The sequence below is a fragment of the Geothrix terrae genome (genome assembly GCF_022808775.1).
Classification (GTDB): Bacteria; Acidobacteriota; Holophagae; order Holophagales; family Holophagaceae; genus Geothrix; species Geothrix terrae.
Genome location: NZ_JAKZLA010000003.1, coordinates 460783 through 484135, shown reverse-complemented (window position 1 = coordinate 484135; position 23353 = coordinate 460783). Strand labels below are relative to the sequence as shown.

The following is a 23353-nucleotide window of genomic DNA, read 5'->3' as shown; positions in this document are numbered from 1 at the left end:
CCGGCTCTATGCTGGATCCATGTCCACCGGATCCACTCGCGCCATCGCCCTGGCCCTCGCCGCCAACGGGGGCATCGCCGTCTCCAAGTTCGGCGTGTTCCTGTTGACCGGCAGCTCCAGTCTCCTCACCGAAGCCATCCACTCGACCGCCGACTGTGCGAACCAGGTGCTGCTCTTCCTGGGCATGCGACAGGGGACCCGCCCCGCGGGGCCGAAGCATCCGCTGGGTCACGGCCAGGCGGCCTTCGTGGCCAGCTTCCTGGTGGCCCTGCTGCTCTTCAGCGTGGGCGGCCTCTATTCCCTGGTGGAGGGGATCCACAAGATCCGCCATCCCGAGCAGCCTCACCACCTGGGTTGGGCCGTGGCCCTTCTGGTCTTCGCCATCCTCCTGGAAGGCGCCTCCCTTCGCGGGGCCCTCCGCGCGGCCGAACCCGAACGCCACGGCCGGTCCCTGGTGCGCTACCTGCGCCAGTCCAGCCGCACGGAGCTGGTGGTGGTGCTGGCGGAGGATATCGCCGCCCTACTGGGTCTGGTGTTCGCCCTGGCGGCCGTGCTGCTCACCCTGGCCACGGGCAACCCCGTTTGGGATGGGGTTGGCAGCGTGGCCATCGGGCTCCTCCTCATCGCCGTGGCCCTCTTCGTGGGCGTCGAGGTGGCGAGCCTGCTCATGAACGAGGCGCCGCCCCTGGCCCTGCGCGCCGCCCTCCGTAGCGCCGTGGAGGAAGCGCCCGCCGTGGACCAGGTGCTGGGCCTCGTGGCCGTCGTCGTGGGCAGCGACCGGCTCATGGTGGCCCTGAAGGTGAAGTTCCGCGACCAGCCCAGCGGGGCGGCCCTGGTGGTGGCCATCAATGCCCTGGAGCGGGATCTCCACCAGCGCTTCCCCCAGATCCAGCACCTGTTCGTGGAGCCCGACGAGGCTTGATCAGGGCAGCTCGGAAGGACCGAGGCTGAAGGTCTCGCCCAGGGCGCCATAGTTGGGCCCCACCACGGAGGCCAGCCGGACGACGGGCGTCCACTGGCTGGCGTCCGCGCAGTCATGCTCGGCATTCCAGATGCGCTCCGCGGCGTGGGCCATCACCACGTCCAGCAAGACCAGGGTGGTGGTGGGTCCCAGGTCCAGCTCCCGGTTCAGCCGGCACTCCAGGGCGACCGGGGCATCCCTCAGGCGGGGCGGGGCTACCTGGAGGGAGGATTCCGTGGCCAGCCCCAGGCGCGCGACCTCGCTGATGTCCGGTTCCACCTCGGCCCCGCTGGCGTGGAGGGGCCCCAGCAGGGGCAGGTCCGCCAGGTGGACCACCGCCTGGCCGTTCGCCTTCAGGTTGCGCTGGGTGTCCTTCAGGGAGCCGTCCCGGCGGCGGCTCACGGTGAAGGCCAGCATGGGTGGCCCGAAGATGCCCATGAAGCTGCTGAAGGGAGCCAGGTTCACCCGGCCCGCCTCATCCACCGTCGTGATCCAGGCGATGGGGCGGGGGATCACCAGGCTGGAGAGGATGCGGTAGGCGTCGCGCCTGGGGAGGGAGGCGAGGTCGCGGCTGATCATGGTCACTCCCCGAGGATCTTGATGAGGACGCGCTTGTCCCGGCGGCCGTCGAACTCGCCGTAGAAGATCTGTTCCCAGGTGCCGAAGTCGAGCTGCCCGCCGGTGATGGCCACCACCACCTCGCGGCCCATGACCTGGCGCTTGTGGTGGGCGTCACCGTTGTCCTCGCCCGTGCGGTTGTGGAGGTAGCCTCCGGTGGCGGGATCACTGCCGGCGTTGTAGGGTGCCAGCTTCTCCAGCCAGCGGAGGTAGTCCTGCTTGAGGCCGGACTCCTCGTCGTTGATGAAGACGCTGGAGGTGATGTGCATGGAGTTCACCAGACAGAGGCCCTCCCGGACGCTGCTCTCCCGGACCGCGGCGGCCACCTCGGCCGTGATGTTCACGAAGCCGGTTCGACCCGGCAGGTGGAGGGTGAGGACCTTCCGATGGCTCTTCATGGGCGAAGCATAACGAAAAACCCCGGGCCGGGGCCCGGGGTTCCTGGAACGCGGGTGGATCAGTAGCCGGAGATCTGGAAGTCGTCGAAGTTCACCCGGTTGGCGGTGCCGTCCGTCTTGCGGATCTGGAAGCGGATGGCGCCGGTCACGTTCACGGTAAAGGTGGCCGTGGCCAGGGTGGTGGAGGTGGTGGTCACGCTGCTTCCGGCCTGGATCCAGGTGGAGCCGCTGTTGGTGGAGTACCAGAGGCCCCACGTCGAGCTGGCGTCGGTGCCGTACTTGGCGTGCTTCACGGAGGCAGTCTTGGCGCCCGTGGCGAAGTTGAAGGCCATCGTTACTTTGCCGCTGTTGCGGGTGCGCACGCTCTGGGCGCCCACCTTCGGGTCCGAGGTGGTGTTGCCCAGGAGGGCGTCGTCCAGGGTCCAGGAGCCGGTGGAGAGGGTGACGGTGCCCACGGCGTAGGCGGTCTTGGTGCCCGTGTCGAAGGTCTCCTTCAGGCTGCTGCCGGCGCTGGCGGCGAAGGCGGCGGCGATGGTGTGGGCGGCGGTGACGTTGCTGAAGGTGTAGGAGCTGAGGGCGCCCTGGCTCACGCCGTCCACGGTGACGCTGCTGATGACGTAGCCGGTGGCCGGGCTGATGGTGAAGGTCTGGCTGCCGCCGGAGGCCACCGTGACGGCGCCGGAGGGGCTGATGGTGCCGCCGGTCCCGGCACTGGCCGTAATCGTGTAGGTGGCCGGGGTCACCGTGATGGTGCGGCTGGCGGAAGCCGACTTGCCCTGGTTGCTGGTGGCGGTGAAGGTGGCGGTGTAGGTGCCCGCAGCCGCGTAGGTGTGGCTGATGGGGCCCAGCACGGCGGCGGTGCCCCCGTCACCGAAGGACCAGCTGTAGGTCATGGCGCTGCCATCCGAGATGGTGGCGCTGCCCTGGAAGCTGACGGAGCCGCCGGCCGTGATCGTCACGTTGCTGGCGGGAGAGGTGATGCCCACCACGGGTGTGGGGGCCACGGGGCCCGCATCACCGGCGAGGTAGGTGGTAGCGTTGAGGTAGAAAGCCCGGTTGCTGTTGATCGAGTAGCTGGTGTGGAGGGACTTGCCGGCGGTGGTGGTGGTGCCGTCGTCCGAGGGGGAGCTGTCGCTGATGGCCACCACGCGGCCCGAGCCCACGGTGCAGGTCACGATGAAGGAGCCCGTGTCCCCGCTGATCTGGGTGTGGAGGATCTCCTTCACGTTCGGATTCTGGGCCGTGTTGAAGTTGAGGTACGAGTAGGAGTGGAAGTCCATCAGGCCCAGACCGCCGTAGGCGCCGTGGATGATGGCCTGCTCTGCCGGGCTGGTGCCGGTGGCGAAGGCGGTGCTGGTGGTGTTGGCCAGGGTGTCGCCGGGGCCGTGGCCGGGCACGAAGGTGAAGCCGTAGGGGTTGCCGCCGTTCACGGCCACCAGGTCGTTGAACACGGTGTAGGCGTCCGTGCCGCCGGTGCCGCTGTAGCGGATGGCACCCGGGTGGTTGCAGACGATGAAGAGGCCGCCGCCGTTCTGGACGAAGCTGAGGATGGCCTGCTTCTCCGCCGCCGTGAACAGCAGGTAGGGCTCGGGGATGACGTAGACCGCGTAGGCGGAGAGGTCCTGGGCATTGGTGGCGTCCCCGTAGGTCACGCGGCCCGCCGGGGGCAGGGACTGGACCTTGTACCCGGCCTTGTAGAGGTCGAAGGCCCAGGCGCTGATGCCGCCGTTCCAGTCGGTTTCGGAGGCGGGGGCCGCGGGGCTGGGATCGGGCTCGCTGGCGGAGCAGATCACCCACTCGGCGGAGGTGCCGGCCTCTTCGTGGCGGGTGTGGTCGAACAGGATCTTCTTGGGGGTCTGGGCCCCGAGCGCCACGGCCAGGGCCAGGCTCAAGAGGACGTGGAAGACACGCATGGTCACCTCGGGAAGGGATGGGTTCCCTCCCATTCCACCCAGACCGCCTGTGACCGCGGGGTGAATTTGATGCACTTAACAACAATTAACATTCAGGCGCTCCACCGGCCTCGCGGCACACTGGAGGAACCCTTCCCGGACCCCACATGCTGCTCCTCCCCGCCCTCCTCCTTCTGATGCAGACGCCTCCGGCGCCGGCCAAGCCGGACCTTGCGCCAGCCAAACAGGACCCTGCGCCAGCCAAACAGGATCTGGTCCCACCCGCCCGCATCGAGCTCACCACCCCCTTCCCGGTCCACCTGGGCAGTGTGGGTCCGCGCGAGATCCGCGAGGCGGCCTACGGCATCAAGAGCCTCCATGACCGGCCCTTCCGCCTGCGCGTGCTGGACCTGTCCCTGGGGCTCAACCTGGACGAGGCGCAGCTGGCGGCGCCCCTGCAACCGGGCGAGGTCCGCCTGGTGAAGGTGAAGGTGGATTCCACGGGCCTGGTGGGACCCATCAAGGGGGCCGTGCGCCTGGGCACCGACGATCCGGGCCAGCCCAACTACATCCTGCGCTACGACATGATGGTGCGGCCCGAGGTGACGGTGGATGCGGAGCGCAAGAGCTTCGGCGAGGTGGCCCCCCACGAGAGCCCCGAGCTGGACTTCCACTTCCGGCGGGAAGGGGGCGACCCGTTGAAGCTGGTGTTGGCCTCGGAGATCCCGGGCTACCTCGAGGCGGAGCTGGTGCTCGGGGATGGCGGGGGGAACCTGCGGCTGACCCTGCGGCCCCGGCGCCTGAAGCCGGGTGTCACGGCGGGCCTGGAGGTGCTGAAGGTGGCCACCAACGCGCCGAAGCAGCCCCTGTTCACCCTCTACCTGGACTGGCGCATCGCCCTGCCCGTGGTGCCCGAGCCTTCGCGCGTGGTGTTCACGGAGCCGAAGACCACCCTGCTGGCCCTGGAGCTCCGCGCCCGGGACGGCAAACCCTTCCGCATCCTGAAGACGGAGGTCCAGGGGCGCGGGTTCCAGGTGCTAGACGCGCCCGGATCCGAGGCCGCGCGCCAGGTTCTGCGGATCCGACGCACGGGGATCGCGCCGGAGGCCCTGCTGCTGGTCCACTGCTCCAACCTGGACGAGCCCCTCCGGGTGCCCCTGCACTACCTCGATCCCAGGGCCCGTCCAGCCAAGGGCGCGGTGCCGCCCTCGGCCGCGCCGGAGCCGCACCACCACCACTGAGGCTTGGCGCCGGCGGGCGCTATGAGGGCGCTCAGATGCTCGTGGGCTCCTTCTTCTTCGGAGCCTTGAGGTTCAGCTTCACCTTGATGACCCGCCCATCCCGGAGGACATCGAAGATCACCTCGTCGGCCGGGGACTCGAGCTCCAGCATCGCCATGAACTGGCCTTCGTTCTCGATCTGCCTCCCCTGGTAGCCCAGGAGGATGTCGCCCATGGTCTTGACGCGGCCCGACGCATCCACTTCGAGGGCGCGGAGGCCAGCCCGGCCGGCGGGCGAATCCGGATCCACCACCTTCACGACCAGTCCGTGCGTGATGCCGAAGATCTGCTGGGCCTCGTAGCTGCCCATGGTCTCGAAGCCCATGCGGGGGGGCTCCAGCCGGCCCTTCGCGATCAGCAGGGGCACCACCCGGTTCAGGGTGTCCACGGGAATGGCGAAGCCGATGCCCACGGAGGCGCCCGTGGCGGCGGCGATGGCGGTGTTCATGCCCACCAGGCGCCCGGCGCTGTCCAGGAGCGGCCCGCCGGAGTTGCCGGGGTTCACGGCGGCGTCCGTCTGGATGACGTTCAGGATATGGGTGTTGTAGCCCGTGCCGATCTCCCGGCCCAGGGCGGAGATGACGCCCCGGGTGAGGGTATGGTCGAGGCCGAAGGGGTTGCCGATGGCCGATACGGACTGACCCACCTGGAGGTCAGAGCTGCGCCCGATGGGAATGGGCCGCATGGCGCTGAGGGGTGCGAAGACCTGCAGCACGGAGATGTCATAGGCGAAGCTGGTGCCGATGACCCGGCCCTTGTAGGTCTTGCCATCCGCGAGGGTGACCTCCACCTCGTTCACGTCGCCGATGCGCTTGCCCTGGTCCTCCACGGTGATGACGTGGTGGTTGGTGACCACATGGCCCCACTCGTCCCACACGAAGCCGGTGCCCGTGCCCGTGGGGATCTTGGTGATGTCCCGGGTCCGCAGATCCTGGACGGGGGCGATGGCGGAGACATAGACCACGCTGGGCTTGGTCTCCTTGAATCGCTGAATGGTGTTCCGCTCCTCGGCGCTGAGGGGGGGGCGCTTGGCGACGGCGCGGGGGGCCGCGTGCGCGCGGAAGCGCTGGATGGTGGCCTCCTCGCTGGGCGGCTGAGCCGGCGACTGGGCCATGAGTGGCCAGGCCGCGAGGGTGGCCAGGACCGATAGGAGGCGGCGAGGGCTGGGGTTCATGGCGGCTCCTCGGAGATTATGCGGCCTTGCGGTGACGTGGGGCCAACCGGGGACCCGAGGTTTACCGAGCCACCTTCCTCCTATGGAGCATCATGAAAAACCCGTAATCTGGAATGACCCGATGCGTGAATCCACCTCTCGTCCTCGCCGCCCGGCCATGATCCTGGGCCTGATGTTCCTCGCCGCCCTCGGCGTGGGGGGCGGCCTAGCCTGGTGGCTGGCCGCCCGGGGCCTTCGCAGTCCCCTCCGCGTGCTTCTGATCACGCCCTCCCAGGGATCGAGCGCCGGGCTCGACACAGCCTCCTGCCGGGCCATCGGGGCCCTGGTGCAGGACCACCTGGAGGCCTTCGGCCAAGCAGCCGTCACCAGCGTCACGGAGCTGCCGGTGGACCTGGAGGACCTCCGCACCCAGGCCCAGACCCTAGTGGTGGAGCTGCAGCCGTCCCGACAGGGAGAGTCGCTGGAGCTCTCCTATCGCTATGCCTGGGGGGACAGCCTGGCGAAAGGGGCGCCCCCTCCCTGGAAGCGCGTCCAGGCGTCGCCGTTGAAGCCCGTGGAGGCCTTCGGGGCCTTCCTGGGCGGCTTCCCGAGGCGCATCCGTGTGCCTTCGGCCTCCCCGTTGGTCCCCCGGCAGCCCGCCGGTTTCTGGGACCTGATCCAGGCTGGCGCCTGGCGGCTCAAGAACGAGCACCTGGACGAAGCCCTGGCGCTCGCGGAGCGCTCCGCCACGGCGGAGCCGTCCTGCGCCAGCACCTGGATCCTCATCGGCAACCTCCGCTACCGGCGCATGTTGAACAATCCGGCCGCCTTCCGCCAGGAGCAGGCGGAGACGGAAAACCTCCTCCAGCGGGGGTTGGACCTGGCCCCCTACCATCCCAGGGGGCTCTTCCTGCTGTCGCTGCTGAAGACGGACGGCGGCGACCAGGGCGAGGCCCTGGACCTGCTGATGCAGGCGCGACGCCGGCAGCCCTACAACCCCACGCTGCTCACCGGCATCGCCTATGCGGCCCGGGGGGCCGGGCTCCTGCCCCTGGCGCGGCGCGCCATGGACCTCCGGGACCGGCTGGCCTTCGCCCATCTCCAGCCCCAGGCCGTGGACATCACCTGCCTGTACACCGGGGAGATCCAACGCTTTGAGGCCAGCCTCCAGGAACAGCCGGGCCACCTTCGCAGCACCTCCGGCGTGCTGCCCTTCTACCGGGGCTACCTGGCCCTGGTGCTGGGAGACCAGGCGCGGGCCCAGCGGGAGTTCAAGACGGCAGGCACCCTGGCCAACGGCTACCCGAACATCCGCCGCCTGAGCCAGATCTACGACCTGATCCTGGAGGGCCGGAAGGACGAGGCCTGGAAGCGGCTGCGGGAGTACGACCAGGAGCGCATCGGCATGCGCGAGCCCGACGGGGAGTTCACCCTCCGGCTGGCGGAGGCCTATGCCCTGATCGGCGATCGGGCCAGCGCCATGGACATGGCAGGGCGGGCCTTCGCCCGCGGGTTCGGCTGCACGGCGTGGTACGAGCGCAGCCCCATGCTGGAGCCCCTCCGGGGCCTGCCCAAGTGGAAAGCCCTCCTGCAGCACCTGAAGGAGCGGCAGAGCCTCATGGAGGACCGCTTCCCCGTCGGTCTGCTCGAGGACAACTGACCTCCGGGTGAACAGCCCTTCGGGAGGGGCGCAGGCCCCGGGTAGACTGAGGGTTCGCCCGATGGGGGGATCCATGTCCACACTCGCCATGCCCGAAGCCGCCCACGCGACGGACGGCTATACGCCCAAGCACAAGATCCGGTTCGTCACGGCCGCCAGCCTCTTCGACGGCCACGACGCGGCCATCAACATCATGCGGCGCATCATCCAGGCCACGGGCTGCGAGGTGATCCACCTGGGCCACAACCGCTCGGTGCAGGACATCGTCGAGACGGCCATCCAGGAGGACGCCCAGGGCATCGCCCTCTCCAGCTACCAGGGCGGCCACGTGGAGTTCTTCAAGTACATGGTGGACCTGCTGCGGGAGCGGGGCGCCGGCCACATCCAGGTCTTCGGCGGCGGCGGCGGCGTCATCGTCCCCGAGGAGATCCGCGAGCTGGAGGCCTACGGCGTCGCCCGCATCTACAGCCCCGAGGACGGTCGCCACATGGGCCTCCAGGGCATGATCGACGACATGGTGGCGCGCTGCGACTTCGACCCGCGCACCCAGCCCGCGGCGCTGCCGTTGGCCAGGAAGATCACCGAGATCGAGATGGGCGAGGCCGGTACCGCCAAGGTGCCGGCGAAGAAGGTGCCCGTCCTCGGCATCACCGGCACGGGCGGCGCTGGCAAATCGTCCCTCATCGACGAGCTTCTCCGCCGCTTCCTGGTTGATTTCCCTGAGAACCGCGTCGCGGTTCTCAGCGTGGATCCCACCAAGCGGAAGACCGGTGGTGCCTTGTTGGGCGACCGCATCCGCATGAACTCGCTCTACCACCCGCAGCTTCGGGACCGGGTCTTCATGCGCAGCCTGGCCACCCGCGGCGCGGCCCATCGGGCCACCAGCGAGGCCCTGGTGGCCAGCATCGCCGCCGCCAAGGCGGGAGGCTACGACCTGGTGATCGTGGAGACCGCGGGCATCGGCCAGAGCGACAGCGAGATCGCGGACCTGGTGGATCTGTCCATGTATGTGATGACGCCGGAATACGGGGCTGCCAGCCAGCTCGAGAAGATCGACATGCTGGACTTCGCGGACCTCGTCGTGCTGAACAAGGCCGACAAGCGCGGGGCCGAGGACGCCCTCCGCGACGTGCGGAAGCAGTATCAGCGGGCCCACAAGCGCTTCAGCGAGCCCACGGAGGACATGCCGGTCTACGCCACCTGCGCCAGCCAGTTCAACGACCCCGCCACCAACTGGCTCTTCGTGAACCTGGTGAAGGCCCTGGCGGCGAAGACGGGCGTGGACTGGGCCCCGATGCTGGAGGCCGAGCCCGGGAGCCCCCGCCGGGCCGCCATCATCCCCCCCGAGCGGGTGCGCTACCTGGCGGAGATCGCCGACGCCGTCCAGGGCTTCAAGGCCTGGGCCCGGCGGCAGGCGGAGACCGCCGAGCTGGCCCACGCGCTCTGGACCAGCCTCCTGGCCCTGGGCGACAAGGTGCCGCCCGCCGGAGCGTTCTACGATGCGGCCCGTCTCACTGAATCCGGGGAAGGGGACCAGGGCACGGCCATCCTGGTGCTGCGCCAGCGCTACCAGGAGCACCTGGGCGAGCTGCACGCCGAGAGCCGCCGCCTCATCCACGACTGGGCCGAGCTGAAGCGCAGCTACACCGAGCCCGAGAACGTCTACGTGGTGCGCGGCCGGGAGATCCGGACCCAGAACTACACCGCGTCTCTCAGCGGCTCCCTGGTGCCCAAGGTGGCCCTGCCGCCCTTCACGGGCTGGGGCGAGCTGCTGCGCTGGCAGCTGCTGGAGAACCTGCCGGGCCGCTTCCCGTACACGGCGGGCGTGTTCGAGTACAAGCGCGTGGGGGAGGATCCCACCCGCATGTTCGCCGGCGAAGGCACGCCCGAGCGCACCAACAAGCGCTTCCACTACGTGAGCAAGGGCCAGCCGGCCGTGCGCCTGAGCACCGCCTTCGACAGCGTCACCCTCTACGGCGAGGACCCCCACGTCCGCCCCGACATCTACGGCAAGGTCGGCAACAGCGGCGTCTCCGTCTGCACGGTGGACGACGCCAAGAAGCTCTATTCGGGCTTCGACCTGCTCTGCCCCACCACCAGTGTGAGCATGACCATCAACGGGCCCGCGCCCACCATGCTGGCCTTCTTCCTCAACGCCGCCATCGACCAGCGGGCCGAGGCCTGGCTGAAGGAACACGGGCAGCTGGAGGCGGCCCAGAAGAAGATCGACGCGATGTACGCGGCCAAGGGCATGACCCGTCCGCGCTACGGCGAGACCCTGCCCGAGGGCAACGATGGCCTGGGCCTGGCGCTCCTGGGCGCCACCGCCGACGAGGTGCTGCCTCCCGAGGTCTACGCCAAGCTGCGGACCGAAGCCCTCCAGACCGTGCGCGGCACGGTGCAGGCCGACATCCTCAAGGAGGACCAGGCCCAGAACACCTGCATCTTCAGCACGGAATTCAGCCTCAAGGTCATGGGCGACATCCAGCAGACCTTCATCGAGGAGAAGATCCGCAACTTCTACTCCGTGAGCATCAGCGGGTACCACATCGCCGAGGCCGGGGCGAACCCCATCAGCCAGCTGGCCTTCACCCTGGCCAACGGCTTCACCTTCGTCGAGTACTACCTGTCCCGCGGGATGCACATCGACGACTTCGCGCCGAACCTCAGCTTCTTCTTCAGCAATGGCCTGGATCCCGAGTACAGCGTCATCGGCCGCGTGGCCCGCCGCATCTGGGCCGTGGCCATGAAGGAGAAGTATGGCGCCAACGACCGCTCCCAGAAGCTGAAGTACCACATCCAGACCTCGGGCCGCTCCCTCCACGCCCAGGAGATCGACTTCAACGACATCCGCACCACGCTGCAGGCGCTCTACGCCATCTACGACAACTGCAACAGCCTGCACACCAACGCCTACGATGAGGCCATCACCACGCCCACCGAGGAGAGCGTGCGGCGGGCCATCGCCATCCAGCTCATCATCAACCGGGAGCTGGGCGAGGCGAAGAACGAGAACCCGCTCCAGGGCTCCTTCCTCATCGAGCAGCTCACGGAGCTGGTGGAGGAGGCCGTGCTGGCGGAGTTCCGCCGCATCGCGGACCGCGGCGGCGTGCTGGGGGCCATGGAGACCATGTACCAGCGCGGCAAGATCCAGGAAGAGTCCATGCACTACGAGCACCTCAAGCACAGCGGGGAGCTGCCCATCGTGGGCGTGAACACCTTCCTGAACCCGAAGCCCGCCGAGCTGGGCGCCCCCGAGCTGATCCGCAGCACCGAGGCCGAGAAGCAGCAGCAGATCCGAAACCTCGAGGCCTTCCACGCCCGCAACGCCGACCGCGCGCCCGCGGCCCTGGCCCGCCTGAAAGACATCGCCCGCGCCCGGGGGAACCTCTTCGAGGCCCTGCTCGACGCCGCCAAGGTCTGCAGCCTCGGCCAGATCAGCAGCGCCCTCTACGAGGTGGGCGGGCAGTACCGCAGAAACATGTAAGGCGAAGCCCAGACGGGTGGCGAGGGACGCTGCAGTGCAGCGTTCCGAGCCGGGACCCGTCGGGCTGAGCATCACAACCAGGTTGGCCACTCAGCCGACCGGAGCTGTTCCGAGCCGGGACCCGTCGGGCTGAGCATCACAACCAGGTTGGCCACTCAGCCGACCGGAGCTGTTCCGAGCCGGGACCCGTCGGGCTGAGCATCACAACCAGGTTGGCCACTCAGTCGACCGGAGCTGTTCCGAGCCGGGACCCGTCGGGCTGAGCATCACAACCAGGTTGGCCACTCAGCCGACCGGAGCTGTTCCGAGCCGGGACCCGTCGGGCTGAGCATCACAACCAGGTCGGCCACTCAGCCGACCGGAGCTGTTCCGAGCCGGGACCCGTCGGGTTGAGCATCACAACCAGGTTGGCCACTCAGTCGACCGGAGCTGTTCCGAGCCGGGACCCGTCGGGTTGAGCATAAGCAACCGGGTTGGCCACCACGCGGGGCAGCCTGCGAAGTCGGGATCCCACGCAGAGGCTATGCCACGAGCGCCCGGACAGGCATGGAAATCTCCGTGCACGTATCATGGAGTTCGATGGTCCGTCCGGTCCTCATCCTCCCCTTCGCCGCCCTGGTGCCAGCTCTGATGCTCGGCGCTGGGATGCCGAAGGCATCCAGGGCGGCGAAGCCCGGCGTCACCTACCTCTACACCTACTACGACAGGCAGGGCCGGCTGGTGATCAACAACCTGCCGCCCAGCTACGTCAAGAGCCAGGGCCTGGTGCTCAAGCATGTGGGCGTGGGCAAGGTGCGCCTCGCGGTGACCTCCGCGGAGATGGCCCGGGCCCTGAAGAGCCCCGAGCTCATCGCGCTGGTGGACGAGATCGCCCAGGCCGAGGGTGTGGACATCCACCTGGCCCGGGCCATCATCCAGGCGGAGAGCGCCTTCAACTACAAGGCCCGCTCCAAGGCCGGAGCCCTGGGCCTCATGCAGCTCATGCCCTCCACGGCCGAGCGCTTCGGCGTGCTCGATCCCTTCGATCCCCGCCAGAACATCAGCGGCGGCGTGAAGTACCTGAAGTGGCTCCACGGCTACTACGAGGGGGACCTGAACAAGGTGGTGGCGGCCTACAACGCCGGCGAGGGCGCGGTGAACCGCTACAAGGGCATCCCCCCCTTCCGCGAGACCCGGGCCTACGTGCCTAAGGTGCTGGATCTCTACCAGCGCAAGGCCGTCCAGCCCGATCCGAAGCTGGCGGGCAGCATGGCCCTGCTGAAGAAGGGACGCGGCGGGTTCAAGGTGGATGAAGAGAAGACCGTGCCCGAACCCACGGTCCAGCAGCGGGCCGCCACGCGCATCTACCAGTGGACCGACGCCACGGGCCGGGTGCAGATCAGCGATCAGCCGCCGCCCAAGGGTACGGTCGGTGTGAAGTCCTTCGGGGAGCCCTGAACCCCCGCCGGTAGACTGCTTCCTCGGGATGCCGGGCAGGCCGGGCCTGTCCGAGGGGCCCTGTCCAGGAGGAAGCCAGCCATGGAATCCAAGGTCGCCATCGTCACCGCCGCCGGCTCGGGGATCGGCGCCGCCTGCGCCAGGGAGCTGGCCGGGCGGGGCTACCAAGTGTCCCTCCTGGCCCGGTCGCCCTCTGTGGCCGATCTGGCGCGCGACCTGGGCGGGATCGCCACGGTGGGATCGGTGGCGGAGCCCGCAGATCTGGAACGGCTCGTGACCGGAACCCTCGACCGTTATGGACGCCTCGACGCCCTCGTGAACAACACCGGCCATCCCGCCAAGGGGGATCTGCTCGCCCTCTCCGATGAGGACTGGGAGGAGGGGCTGGATCTCATCCTCATGTCCGTGATCCGCCTGGCGCGGCGGGTGACGCCGATCTTCGAGGCGCAGGGGGGCGGGGCCATCGTCAACATCTCCTCCTTCGCGGCGCAGGAACCGAGCCTGCCGCGTCCCGTCTCGTCCGTGTTCCGCGCGGCCCTGGCGAGCTTCACCCGGCTCTATTCGGACCGCTACGCGGGCAGCCGCATCCGCATGAACGCCCTGCTGCCGGGTTGGGTGGAGACCTACCCGGTGGCCCCGGCCGATCTCGCGCAGATCCCGATGGGCCGGGCGGCCCAACCGGCCGAGGTGGCCCGGGTCGCCGCCTTCCTTCTGTCGGAGGATGCGAGCTACATCACGGGAGAGAACCTGCGGGTGGACGGCGGTCTGCTCCGCGGGCTCTAGGAAATCAGGCCCGCGGGGCCTGGCCCTCGCGCACATAGGCCTCCAGGGCCGCGAGGCTCTCCTGGAACAGGGCTTCCAGGCGGGGGCGCAGATCGGGGCCGGCCTCCACGGAGCCCTTGCGGCCCAGCGCCTCCAGGTCCGCCGCCAGGGCCCGGAGCGCCTTGGCCCCCAGGGCGCCGGCCCCGCCCTTGAGGGCGTGGGAGGCCCGGGAAAAGGCCTCGGCATCGTCCTGGCCTGCGGCCGCGAGGATGTCCTCGATGCGCCCCTGGGTATCGTCCCGGAAGATGCCGATCATCTCGACCACCAGCCCATGCTGGCCATCGTCCAGCTCCACCAGGTTCTGGAGCGTCGTCAGATCGAGCAGGTCCGATAGGGCCACGGGAACTCCTGCCCTCATGCTGAACCAGGGGAGGCCCTTCCGTCCAATGAGATGCGTCCGGAAGCGGCGGTAGTAGGCTGGGATCATGACCGAAGCCGTCCCCATGTCCGCGGCGGAAACCGCCCTGTCCCTGCTGTTCCGCAAGCTCCATCCACACCTGGAGGACGCGGCCCACGCCCTGGCCCGGGGGGCCGCCCGCCGGGACCTGGAGCGTCTGCATCTCAAGCTCCTCGCGGCGCGGTTGAAGACCGTGGCGCTCCTGGAGGCGGAGCTCGAAGGGCTCGCCGAGGACGCGCCGCTGGCGGAGATCCTGGAGACCCTGGCCGCCAACCTCACCCCCGTGGGGGAAAGCTACCGCCAGAGCCTGATCCTCACCCAGCTCTGCCTGGAGGAGGCCCCGGCGGACCTGCTGCCCCACGCGCCCGAAGGCTGCGTGTCCGGCTCGACCTGGGGTCCCCGCATGGCGGATTTCATGACCCGCCTGGAAGATCCAGCCTTCCAGGCGCGCCGGCGATGGGAGGGCATCGAGGAGGACATCGGGGAAACCGAGGAAGGGTGATCTCTGGTCTGCGGTTCCGACCCGGCCTGGTAAAAAGCCAAAAAAATAATCGCGAAATACAGTAAGCTGGAACTTTCCGGGATCTTGTAAAGATCCTACAAGTCGACTTGCGTCATGATTTTCGCGTTTGCCTAGGCAGGAGTTTCCGTGCGTCCATTCTTGTTCGCCATCGCCACCAGCACCCTGCTTCTCGGCCAGGGCGTGGTCCAGCATGCCTCCAAGCTGGATCCCGGCCTGCCCTCCTATGTCGCGACCCAGAACGTGAATGCGACCATCGAAAGCATCGGGGCCGACTCCCTGACGGATGTCTGGGAGGAGTGGAAGACCGGGTTCCGGGCGGTGCAGCCCCAGGCGCAGTTCCGGGTCGTCAACGGCCTGTCCACCGCCGCCGTGAAGGCGCTGATGGACGGCACGGTCCCCATGATCCACATGGCCCGGGAGCTGACCCTCGAGGAGCACCAGGCCTTCGAGAAGAAGTTCGGCTACGCGCCCACCAAGCTGGTGGTCTGCTACGACGCCTTCATCGTCTTCGTGAACGCCGGCAATCCCATCAAGGACATCGGGATGGACCAGCTCGACGCGGCCTTCTCCACCACCCGCAACGCCGGCTACCACAAGGACTCGGCCGTGGACACCTGGGGCGACCTGGGCGTCCGGGGCGACTACGCCAAGCGCCCCATCCACCCCTACATGCGGGCGGAAGGCACGGCCTCGCGTTCCGCCATCCGCGATCTGGTGCTCCTGAAGGGCAAGTACAAGACCACCGTGCATGACGAGGTGGACTGGCCGAGCATCGCGGAGGCCGTGATGACCGACGGCAACGGCCTCGGGATCGCCACGCTCTCCAACTGGCTATCGCGGAACAAGACGCTGGCGGTGACGCCCCTGCAGGCCAAGGACCCGGTGCCGCCCACCCAGGAGAACGTGGTGTCGGGCAAGTACCCCCTGTCCCGGACCTACTACTTCTACCTGAACCGGGCTCCGGGCAAGGCCCTCGCGCCGGCCCTCTCGGAGTTCCTGCAGTTCATCCTGTCCCGCCAGGGCCAGACGGCGGTGACGCAGGCCTCTCTCTACCCGCTGCCCGCGGAGATCGCCCAGCTCTACCGGAAGCGGCTGCGGAGCAACTGAGCGCCGTTCGACCCCCCACGGCTGCGATTCGGCCCCCTTCTTCTGCCGTTCGCAACCCGGGCTCCACCTTTCCCCTGCGGGGGGCATCTCCTGGTGTGGACGGATGATCCGTCCCCGACCCTCCAGGAGCTTCCCATGATCTCCCATCCCTTCCGATTCACCGCGCTCGCCGCCGCCGTGCTGGTCCTCGGCGTCTCCCTCGCCGCCCAGGACCGGGGCCCTGGCTTCGGACCCGGCTTCGCGTCTGGCCGGGGCCTCAGGGGCCTCCACCTCACCGAGGCCCAGCAGACCCAGGTGAAGGCCATCCATGAGCGCCACCAGGTGGCCATCCAGGCCAAGGTGGAAGCCGCCCAGACGGCCCACCGGGCCCTGCGGGAGGCCATGGCCAGCGCGTCCACCGATGCCAAGACCCTCCAGGCCCTGCATGAGAAGGCCTCCGCCGCCCAGTTCGCCGTGATGCTGGAGCATCGCGCCGTCCGGCAGGAGATCGTCCCGCTCCTGACGCCCGAGCAGAAGTCCCAGTTCGAGAAGATGCCCCTGGGTCCCGGCATGGGACACGGCGCGGGCATGGGGCCCCGCCACGGCCGCGGTCCCGGCGCTGGTCCTGGCATGGGCCCCGGCTTCGGCCCCGGCATGAACCCCGATTGCCCGATGGCCCAGTAGCGCCACCGATTATCCTGAAGCTCCATGCGCGCTTCTGCGGTCTTCCAGGCCACCTGGCAGCGGACGCGGCGCCCCCGGACCTGGGGCGCCGCGCTGCTGTTCGGCCTCGTCTGGAACGGCACGCGGGCGGCCATGGGCTGGGGTGGTCCGGATCTGGCGGAAGCGCTCGCGCCCTCCCTGTGGGTGGTCCTGTTCCTGGTGCTGGCGCCGGTGCCCTGGCAGTGGAGCGGGGACGAGGCGCCCATGGCGGGGACGTTCCGGGGAGGGGTCCAGGCCCTGCCCTGGATGGCCGCGCTCACGCTGGCGGTCCTGCTGGCCCTGGGCGCCATCGGCGCGGGGCCCAGGTCCATGGGACGAGGCCCCGGACCGGGCCCTGGCCTAGGTCCTGGCCCAAATCCCGGCATGGGCCCCGGCACGGGCATGATGGAGCGGGGCGGGCCCCGGCATGGGGGCATGAACGGCCCCATGATGGGGCGTGGGGCGGAGCCGCGCTGGCTGCCCGTTCCGCCACGCTTCTGGGCCCTCGGCGTCGCCCATCTCTGCTTCGGCCTGCTCCTGGGCTGGGTGCTGGCGGACCGCGAGCGGGCCGAGCTCCAGGAGGCGGCGGCCCGCCGCGCTGCGAAGGAGGCGCAGGCCCGGGCCCTCCAGGGCCAGATGAACCCCCACGTGCTCTTCAACGCCATCAGCGGCCTCACCGAGCTGGTGCGCGAGGATCCGGAGGCCGCCGAGGCCGCCCTGGTCAACCTGTCGGACCTGCTGCGCGCCCTGCTGGACCAGGGCTCCCGCCTGCGCGTGCCCCTGGGCGACGAGCGCCGTCTGGTGGAGCGGCACCTGGCCCTGGAGCGGATCCGCCTGGGCCGCCGCCTGCGTGAACGCTGGGACTGGCCTTCGGCTCTGGATCACCTGGAGGTGCCGCCGCTGATGGTCCAGCCCCTGGTGGAGAACGCCCTCAAGCACGGCGTGTCCAAGACCGTCGGGGGCGGCGAGCTGGAGGTCGTGGTGCGCGGCGAGGGAACCCGCCTCCACATCCGCGTGGCCAACACCGGACCGGCCCCGGAGGGGAACGGCAAGGGCCTCGGCCTCGCGAACCTGCGGGAGCGCCTGGACCTGCTGGGGGCCGGGGCCGACGCCCTGCGGCTCCGGCGGGAGGGGGACTGGACGGTGGCGGAGCTGGATCTGGAGGTGGCGCCGTGAGGCCCCTGCGCGTGCTCGTGGCCGAGGACGAGCCCTTCAACCTGCGGCGCCTCACCCGGCTGCTACGGGAGGCGGGCTGCGAGGTGGTCGCCGCGCTGGAGGACGGCCCCTCCGCACTGGCCTGGCTGGGGCGGGGCGAGCCGGTGGACGCCCTCTTCCTGGACATCCAGATGCCCGGTCTCACGGGCCTGGACGTGTCCGCGGACCTGCCCCGGGAGATCCCCGTGGTGTTCGTGACCGCCTATGCGGAGCACGCCGTGAAGGCCTTCGAGCAGGCCGCCGCGGACTACCTGCTGAAGCCCGTCACCGCCGAGCGCCTGACGGCGACCCTCCAGCGGCTGCGGACGCGGATCGAGCGGGAGGGCGCGCGGACGCCGGGCCCCTTCCGCGTGCCCGTCCGGGCCAGCGGGGGCGTGGTGCTCGTGGACCTGGCCCGCACCACCCACTTCACGTTCGAGGACGAGGCCGTGTGGGCCTTTGCCGGGGACCGTCTGCGCACCACCTGGAAGACCCTGGCCGAGGCGGAGGCGGCCCTGGGCACCCGCGTGGTGCGCGGCCATCGCCACCTGCTGATCCGGCCCGAGGCCGTGGTGGGCGTCCGCGTCGGCGACTCCGGGCGTCTCCTCGTACGGTTGACGGGGGGCATCGAGGTGGAAGTGAGCCGCGGCGCCGCCCCGGTTCTCAAGGTGAGGCTGGGGCTCGGCTGATGAGACGCCCCTAGACTTCGGCGATCAGCTCGACCTCGACCGGGGGTCCCACTCCGCGAACCGAAGGCGAGTGGGAGCAGAGGGCGGTGCCCTGTGCGTTCGTGGGCTGCCAGGGCCGCGTGCGCCGAGGCGCAGCCGAGCGCCCAGCGGCCAAGGGGGAGACCGTGCCTACACTTCGGCGATGAGTTCGATCTCGACCGGGGGCCCCACTCCGCGAGCCGAAGGCGAGTGGGGGCAGAGGGCGGTGCCCTGTGCGTTCGTGGGCTGCCAGGGCCGCGTGCGCCGAGGCGCAGCCGAGCGCCCAGCGGCCAAGGGAGAGACCGTGCCTACACTTCGGCGATGAGTTCGATCTCGACCGGGGGCCCCACTCCGCGAGCCGAAGGCGAGTGGGAGCACAGGGCGGTGCCCTGTGCGTTCGTGGGCTGCCAGGGCCGCGTGCGCCGAGGCGCAGCCGAGCGCCCAGCGGCCAAGGGAGAGACCGTGCCTACACTTCGGCGATGAGTTCGATCTCGACCTTCGCGCCGCGGGGCAACGCGGCCACAGCCACGGTGCTGCGGGCGGGCTTGGCGGCGCCCAGGGCCTTCTCGTAGGCGGCGTTGAAGGCCGCGAAGTCGCCCATGTCCGTGAGGAAGACCGTGGTCTTCACCACCCGGTCCCAGCCGGTGCTGGCGGCGGCGAGCACGGCGCTGAGGTTCTTCAGCACCTGTTCGGCCTGGGCCTCGATGGGGCCGGTGACCATCTCCATGGTTTCCGGGACGAGGGGGATCTGGCCGGAGGTGAACAGGTGGCCGCCGGAGATCTGGGCCTGGCTGTAGGGGCCGATGGCGGCGGGGGCGGTCGGCGTGGAGATGGCGCGCATGGGAACTCCTGGAACAGACTATTGTCCTTGTTTTTTGCCCCAGCGCCGCTTCTTGTGGCGCCAGTTCCGGCCCGCCTTGGCCGGGGGCGGCAGGGGCGTGTCGAAGGGCGAGGCGGGCTGCTCAGGCTCGCCGTCGCCTTCGCCGTCGTCGAGGCGGCGCGGGCCTTCTTCGATCTGCTGCAGCACCCACTGGGCGGTGCGATGCATGAGGGCCGCCAGGCAGAGGCTGGTCTCGATGCGGGCGTGGGGCAGGGGGCCCAGCTGGGTGAACACGGACGGATCGGGCGGGATCATACGGGGGATGGCGATCTCGGGGAGGGGCATGGGCAGGGCGTCGTAGGCCTCCTCGGGAAGGTGCCGCCAAGGCTCGGGCTGGGCCTGCTCCCGCTTGAGGAGATCCGCCACCGTCGTCTGCTTCTTGGGAGGACGGCCCCGCTTCTTGGGAGCGGCCACGGCGGCGGCCCCCAGGGCGGTCTGGAGGGCCTGCATCACCTCGTCGCGGCTCTTGCCGCGCAGATCGAAGAGCAGCCAGGGATCGCGGTCCAGGGCCTCAGCCATCACGTAGCAGACGGCGGCCACGTGCTTGCAGGGGTTGGCCCAGTCGGGGCAGTCGCAGTGGGTCTGCAGCTCCTTGGGCACGCGGGGGTAGAGGCTGGCGCCCGCCTCCCGGAAGGTCTCGTCCAGGCCCTGGGGCATCTCGCCCGCCAGCAGCGAGGCCACGAAGCGGCTCTCCTGCGCGATGCGGGCCAGGGCCTTCTCCCACTGGGCGGCGGTGAGGGCGGGCAGGCCCAGGGTCACGTTGTAGGTCTTGCGGCCGTGGACGCGGGCCTGGATCTCGCCGGGCTGGACGCCGAAGTGCGAGACGTGGCCGTCCTCCGCGTACTTCTTCCCGCGGGGCAGGCGGTTCTCGTAGTCGTCCCCGAGCTTCTCGAGGCCCTGGATCCAGAGGCGGCCCCACCAGGTGGTGCCGAAGCGGTCGGCGTGGCTTATCATGGCGCCACCTCCTTCGCCTTGCGGCGGACCGGCCTGGGGGCCTGGTCCTCCCCACCGCCTTCATCGGCATCCATCAGCTCGGCGTCCGGATCCAGCGCCACCAGGCGGCGCAGGGCCTCGTCGTCCAGCTCCGTGAGCCAGCCTTCGCCTGTGCCCACCACGCGGTCCGCGAGGTCGCGCTTGGACTCCAGCAGGGCGTCGATCTTCTCCTCCAGGGTGCCGATGGTGACCAGCTTGTGGACCTGCACGTTCTTGGTCTGGCCGATGCGGTAGGTGCGGTCCGTGGCCTGGTCCTCCACGGCCGGGTTCCACCAGCGGTCGAAGTGGAAGACATGGGTGGCGGCCGTGAGGTTGAGGCCCACGCCGCCGGCCTTGAGGCTCAGCAGCAGCACCGGCGAGGAGTCGGGATCCTCCTGGAAGCTGCGCACCAGCTCGTCGCGGCCTTCGCGGGTGGTGCCGCCGTGGAGGAAGGGCGGCTCGAAGCCGAGGGCATCCTGGAGGTGCACTTGCAGGCGGTCGCCCATCTCCTTGAACTGGGTGAAGACCAGGGCGCGCTCGCCAGCCTCGACGACCTCCTCGAGCATCTCCGTGAGGCGGTCCAGCTTGCCGCTGCGGCCGCGGTAGGGGCCCTGGGCCTTCAGGAACTGGCTGGGGTGGTTGCAGATCTGCTTGAGGTGGGTGAGGAGGGCCAGGATGCGTCCCCGGCGCTCGATGCCGCTGGCGGCGGTCAGCTCCTCGTCCATCTTCTCGACGCGGTACTGGTAGAGCTCCGCCTGCTCCCGGGTCAGCGTCGTGAAGACCTTCATCTCCTGCTTGTCCGGCAGGTCCTGGATGATGGCCCGGTCGCTCTTGAGGCGGCGCAGGATGAAGGGGCCGATGCGTTGGCGGAGTTCCTGGGCGGCATCGGGATCCCGGTACTTCTCGATGGGCGTGGCGAAGCCCTCCTTGAAGTGCGACTCGCTGCCCAGGTAGCCGGGAAGGGCGGCGCTGAGGATGGACCAGAGCTCCGTGAGCCGGTTCTCGATGGGGGTGCCCGTGAGGGCCAGCCGGAAGCTCCCCCGGAGGCGCCGGACCGCCTTGGCCTGGGCCGAGCCCGCGTTCTTGATGGCCTGGGCCTCGTCCACCACCACCATGCCCCAGGCGCGGGCGGAGAACGTGTCCTCCTCGCGGCGCACCACGCCGTACGTGGTGAGCACGAGGGTGTGCGGCTTGAAGGTGCCGGGCAGGGGATCGCGGTTGTTGCCGTGGTGCACGAAGACCGGCAGGCTGGGCGCGAACTTGGCCAGCTCGCGCTCCCAGTTGCCCAGCAGCGAGGTGGGGCAGACCAGCAGGGTGGCGGGTCCGTGCTCGGGGCTCTGCTCCTGGCGGTGCAGCAGCAGGGCCAGCACCTGGATGGTCTTGCCCAGGCCCATGTCGTCGGCCAGGATGCCGCCCAGGCCCAGGCGCGACAGGCCCTCCAGCCAAGCCAGGCCGCGCAGCTGGTAGGGGCGCAGCTGGCCATGGAAGGTGACGGGCTGGGTGATGGGCTTGTCGGGCAGGATCTTGAGGTCCTCCAGGGCGGCGCCGAAGTCGCCGGCCACCTCCACTTCGATGGCCTCGCTCACGCCGGGGATGCGGGCGGTGCCCGTGAGGGCGGCGGCCAGGGCCTCGCCCTTGGTCATGCTCTCGAAGCCGGCGCCCCGGCTGGCCTGGAGGACCGTGGAGATCTGCTTGAGGGTCTCGGGATCCAGGGCCACCCACTTGCCCTTCCAGGCCACCAGCGGGTGCTTGAGGCTCGCCATCTGGGCGAAGTCCTCCACGCTCAGGGCGTCGTCGCCCAACATGAGCGACCAGTCGGCGCTGACGCTGCCCTCCAGGCCCACCTGGGTGGCGGGGGCCGATTCGATGACGCTGCGGGCGCCCAGGCGCACCTTGGCGCGCAGCCGCTTGGCACCGCCGAAATCCGCCAGGGCCTCGGGGATGTGGACGAGGAAGCCGGCCTCCTTCAGCTGGGCCGCGCCCCGGGTCAGGAAGCTCCAGGCCTCGGTGGGGCGCAGCAGCAGGTCCTCGGGGCGCTGTCCCGCCAGGGCCCGCTCGAGTGCGGGGAAGAAAGGCACGGCGCGGGCCAGGCCCCGCAGGAGGATCTGGCGCGCCTGGAGCACCTCGGGCTCGGTGCTGGGCTCCCAGAGCTTGGCGACGCCGATGTCCACGCCCGCTTCGGTCTCCAGGCCCACCTTCAGGATCCACCCCTCCTCCACGAGCCGGTCGGCCTCCTGCACGGCCTGGCTGTGGGTGGGCACGGGCGGGGCCTCCAGGGCCAGGCGGGGCCGCACCCACTGGGGCCGGGCGCCCTCGCTCCATTGCGCCAGCTGCTCGCCCAGGGTGCGCTCGGTGATGCCGATGGTGGGAAACTCCGGGAGCTGGTGGGACAGGGCCACCATGAGGCGCTCGTCCCAGGGCAGGCGGTCCCGCTTGTGCCCCCGCAGCCGGTGGATGAGGCCCAGGCGGGGATCATCGCCGGCCCGCAGGCCGCCGGCCACGAAGCGCATGATGAAGTCCGCCCCGTCCTCCAGGAAGGCCGACAGCACGGCGTCCACGGAGGGCGGCATGGCCAGGTCGTCCTCGATGTCGAAGGCGTCCAGCTCCCCCAGGGCCACGGTCTTGGTGAAGGCCCAGGTGTCGTTCTCGGGGAAGGCCAGGGCCGCCGGAGGCATGGCCTCCGCCAGCTGGCGGAGGGCGGTGCGGTCCGAGGGGCTGGTGAGGCTCACGCCCCAGCGGGCCTTCCAGGGGTTTCCGCGGGTGTCCAGCTGGGGCAGCAGGGCGCCGCGGACCACGAGCGACTGGAGCAGGCGCAGGGCCGTGGCCCAGTAGCGGAGGGTGGGCCCGGCGTGGGCCGGGCGGAGGGCTAGGGAGGAGAGCCAGGGGTAGGCCCGCTGCCAGCGGAGGGGCACCGCGTGCATCTCCACCAGGGCGGCGTCCGGCAGGAAGATCTGGGCCTTGGCGGGGGTGAGGCGCTCGCGGCCCTGCAGCTCGCCCGGGAGGGTCCGGAGGGCGCGTGCCCACTCGGCGGGTTCCACCGCCTCGGGCATGCAGAGCAGGAAGCCCCGATCCTGGGGGCGGTACTGGAGGAAGGGGTTCAGCATGAAGAGGCGGACCCTAGATATCGGGTGGCGCGCGCGCCGGCCGATGTAGGCTTGGGGCTATGGGGCGCGGCCCAGGGAGC

The 23353-nt window shown here is 69.9% G+C and carries 19 protein-coding genes; 11 read left to right on the top strand and 8 right to left on the bottom strand.

The window, feature by feature from the left end; translation table 11 throughout:
* Positions 1-19 precede the first annotated feature (19 nt).
* Positions 20-922 (top strand): cation diffusion facilitator family transporter, encoded by a 903-nt coding sequence (locus tag MLE42_RS08140; protein WP_243287490.1) that lies wholly within the window; start codon positions 20-22, stop codon positions 920-922.
* On the opposite strand, the gene MLE42_RS08135 is transcribed toward MLE42_RS08140, so the two are convergent.
* From MLE42_RS08135 to MLE42_RS16105, 3 genes are read right to left on the bottom strand one after another with little or no spacing between them, the layout of a single operon-like run.
* On the bottom strand, positions 923-1540 hold the full coding sequence (locus MLE42_RS08135; RefSeq protein WP_243287375.1) for a flavin reductase family protein: 618 nt from the start codon (positions 1538-1540) through the stop codon (positions 923-925).
* 2 nt (positions 1541-1542) lie between these two features.
* Positions 1543-1977: a secondary thiamine-phosphate synthase enzyme YjbQ gene (locus MLE42_RS08130; RefSeq protein WP_243287374.1), complete on the bottom strand. Its 435-nt coding sequence runs from the start codon at positions 1975-1977 to the stop codon at positions 1543-1545.
* Between the two features lie 59 nt (positions 1978-2036).
* Positions 2037-3890 carry a PKD domain-containing protein gene (locus tag MLE42_RS16105; RefSeq protein ID WP_275975779.1) on the bottom strand — a complete coding sequence of 618 codons (1854 nt, stop codon included), beginning with the start codon at positions 3888-3890 and terminating at the stop codon, positions 2037-2039.
* A gap of 146 nt (positions 3891-4036) precedes the next feature.
* Here MLE42_RS16105 and MLE42_RS08120 point away from each other — a divergent pair, with 146 nt between their 5' ends.
* Positions 4037-5110 (top strand): hypothetical protein, encoded by a 1074-nt coding sequence (locus tag MLE42_RS08120; protein WP_243287373.1) that lies wholly within the window; start codon positions 4037-4039, stop codon positions 5108-5110.
* A gap of 31 nt (positions 5111-5141) precedes the next feature.
* On the opposite strand, the gene MLE42_RS08115 is transcribed toward MLE42_RS08120, so the two are convergent.
* A complete protein-coding gene (locus MLE42_RS08115) occupies positions 5142-6323 on the bottom strand; it encodes a S1C family serine protease (RefSeq protein WP_243287372.1) in 1182 nt (393 codons plus the stop codon).
* A gap of 121 nt (positions 6324-6444) precedes the next feature.
* Between MLE42_RS08115 and MLE42_RS08110 the strand changes: the two genes are divergently transcribed.
* From MLE42_RS08110 to MLE42_RS08090, 4 genes are all read left to right on the top strand, one after another.
* On the top strand, positions 6445-7962 hold the full coding sequence (locus MLE42_RS08110) for a tetratricopeptide repeat protein (RefSeq protein WP_243287371.1): 1518 nt from the start codon (positions 6445-6447) through the stop codon (positions 7960-7962).
* Between the two features lie 73 nt (positions 7963-8035).
* Positions 8036-11449, top strand: coding sequence for a methylmalonyl-CoA mutase family protein (locus tag MLE42_RS08105; protein ID WP_243287370.1), 3414 nt, complete (start codon positions 8036-8038; stop codon positions 11447-11449).
* A gap of 579 nt (positions 11450-12028) precedes the next feature.
* Positions 12029-12886 (top strand): transglycosylase SLT domain-containing protein, encoded by an 858-nt coding sequence (locus tag MLE42_RS16100; RefSeq protein ID WP_275975778.1) that lies wholly within the window; start codon positions 12029-12031, stop codon positions 12884-12886.
* Positions 12887-12967: 81 nt separating this feature from the next.
* The gene (locus MLE42_RS08090) at positions 12968-13669 is read left to right on the top strand and encodes an SDR family oxidoreductase (RefSeq protein ID WP_243287369.1); all 702 of its coding nucleotides are present in this window, start codon (positions 12968-12970) and stop codon (positions 13667-13669) included.
* Positions 13670-13673: 4 nt separating this feature from the next.
* Here MLE42_RS08090 and MLE42_RS08085 read toward each other — a convergent pair whose 3' ends face one another.
* Positions 13674-14048, bottom strand: coding sequence for an Hpt domain-containing protein (locus MLE42_RS08085; RefSeq protein ID WP_243287368.1), 375 nt, complete (start codon positions 14046-14048; stop codon positions 13674-13676).
* Between the two features lie 85 nt (positions 14049-14133).
* On the opposite strand from MLE42_RS08085, the gene MLE42_RS08080 reads away from it, so the two are divergent.
* The 5 genes from MLE42_RS08080 (at position 14134) to MLE42_RS08060 (ending at position 18299) form a co-directional block, all read left to right on the top strand.
* Positions 14134-14607, top strand: a complete 474-nt coding sequence (locus MLE42_RS08080; protein ID WP_243287367.1) for a hypothetical protein — start codon at positions 14134-14136, stop codon at positions 14605-14607.
* 147 nt (positions 14608-14754) lie between these two features.
* On the top strand, positions 14755-15735 hold the full coding sequence (locus tag MLE42_RS08075; RefSeq protein WP_243287366.1) for a PstS family phosphate ABC transporter substrate-binding protein: 981 nt from the start codon (positions 14755-14757) through the stop codon (positions 15733-15735).
* 135 nt (positions 15736-15870) lie between these two features.
* The gene (locus MLE42_RS08070; protein WP_243287365.1) at positions 15871-16398 is read left to right on the top strand and encodes a Spy/CpxP family protein refolding chaperone; all 528 of its coding nucleotides are present in this window, start codon (positions 15871-15873) and stop codon (positions 16396-16398) included.
* A 24-nt stretch (positions 16399-16422) separates the two neighbouring features.
* A complete protein-coding gene (locus tag MLE42_RS16095) occupies positions 16423-17592 on the top strand; it encodes a sensor histidine kinase (protein ID WP_275975777.1) in 1170 nt (389 codons plus the stop codon).
* Positions 17589-18299 (top strand): LytR/AlgR family response regulator transcription factor, encoded by a 711-nt coding sequence (locus tag MLE42_RS08060; RefSeq protein ID WP_243287364.1) that lies wholly within the window; start codon positions 17589-17591, stop codon positions 18297-18299. Before MLE42_RS16095 ends, MLE42_RS08060 begins: the two co-directional genes overlap by 4 nt.
* A gap of 484 nt (positions 18300-18783) precedes the next feature.
* Here the strand turns inward: MLE42_RS08060 and MLE42_RS08055 are convergent, their stop codons facing one another.
* Genes MLE42_RS08055 through MLE42_RS08045 form a run of 3 tightly spaced genes read right to left on the bottom strand, consistent with a single transcriptional unit; the run spans position 18784 to position 23273 of the window.
* The gene (locus MLE42_RS08055) at positions 18784-19158 is read right to left on the bottom strand and encodes a RidA family protein (protein ID WP_243287363.1); all 375 of its coding nucleotides are present in this window, start codon (positions 19156-19158) and stop codon (positions 18784-18786) included.
* A gap of 18 nt (positions 19159-19176) precedes the next feature.
* The gene (locus MLE42_RS08050) at positions 19177-20151 is read right to left on the bottom strand and encodes an SWIM zinc finger family protein (RefSeq protein ID WP_243287362.1); all 975 of its coding nucleotides are present in this window, start codon (positions 20149-20151) and stop codon (positions 19177-19179) included.
* The gene (locus tag MLE42_RS08045) at positions 20148-23273 is read right to left on the bottom strand and encodes a DEAD/DEAH box helicase (RefSeq protein ID WP_275975776.1); all 3126 of its coding nucleotides are present in this window, start codon (positions 23271-23273) and stop codon (positions 20148-20150) included. The genes MLE42_RS08050 and MLE42_RS08045 overlap by 4 nt, the downstream gene beginning before the upstream one ends.
* Positions 23274-23353: the final 80 nt, after the last annotated feature.

Excerpts from the sequence above, each read along its gene's own strand:
- MLE42_RS08135 (WP_243287375.1), bottom strand. The coding sequence starts at position 1,540 with ATGATCAGCCGCGACCTCGCCTCCCTCCCCAGGCGCGACGCCTACCGC.
- MLE42_RS08140 (WP_243287490.1), top strand. The coding sequence starts at position 20 with ATGTCCACCGGATCCACTCGCGCCATCGCCCTGGCCCTCGCCGCCAAC.
- MLE42_RS08105 (WP_243287370.1), top strand. The coding sequence starts at position 8,036 with ATGTCCACACTCGCCATGCCCGAAGCCGCCCACGCGACGGACGGCTAT.
- MLE42_RS08045 (WP_275975776.1), bottom strand. The coding sequence starts at position 23,273 with ATGCTGAACCCCTTCCTCCAGTACCGCCCCCAGGATCGGGGCTTCCTG.
- MLE42_RS08120 (WP_243287373.1), top strand. The coding sequence starts at position 4,037 with ATGCTGCTCCTCCCCGCCCTCCTCCTTCTGATGCAGACGCCTCCGGCG.
- MLE42_RS16100 (WP_275975778.1), top strand. The coding sequence starts at position 12,029 with ATGGTCCGTCCGGTCCTCATCCTCCCCTTCGCCGCCCTGGTGCCAGCT.
- MLE42_RS08070 (WP_243287365.1), top strand. The coding sequence starts at position 15,871 with ATGATCTCCCATCCCTTCCGATTCACCGCGCTCGCCGCCGCCGTGCTG.
- MLE42_RS08055 (WP_243287363.1), bottom strand. The coding sequence starts at position 19,158 with ATGCGCGCCATCTCCACGCCGACCGCCCCCGCCGCCATCGGCCCCTAC.
- MLE42_RS08115 (WP_243287372.1), bottom strand. The coding sequence starts at position 6,323 with ATGAACCCCAGCCCTCGCCGCCTCCTATCGGTCCTGGCCACCCTCGCG.
- MLE42_RS08110 (WP_243287371.1), top strand. The coding sequence starts at position 6,445 with ATGCGTGAATCCACCTCTCGTCCTCGCCGCCCGGCCATGATCCTGGGC.
- MLE42_RS08130 (WP_243287374.1), bottom strand. The coding sequence starts at position 1,977 with ATGAAGAGCCATCGGAAGGTCCTCACCCTCCACCTGCCGGGTCGAACC.
- MLE42_RS08080 (WP_243287367.1), top strand. The coding sequence starts at position 14,134 with ATGACCGAAGCCGTCCCCATGTCCGCGGCGGAAACCGCCCTGTCCCTG.
- MLE42_RS08090 (WP_243287369.1), top strand. The coding sequence starts at position 12,968 with ATGGAATCCAAGGTCGCCATCGTCACCGCCGCCGGCTCGGGGATCGGC.
- MLE42_RS16105 (WP_275975779.1), bottom strand. The coding sequence starts at position 3,890 with ATGCGTGTCTTCCACGTCCTCTTGAGCCTGGCCCTGGCCGTGGCGCTC.
- MLE42_RS16095 (WP_275975777.1), top strand. The coding sequence starts at position 16,423 with ATGCGCGCTTCTGCGGTCTTCCAGGCCACCTGGCAGCGGACGCGGCGC.
- MLE42_RS08050 (WP_243287362.1), bottom strand. The coding sequence starts at position 20,151 with ATGATAAGCCACGCCGACCGCTTCGGCACCACCTGGTGGGGCCGCCTC.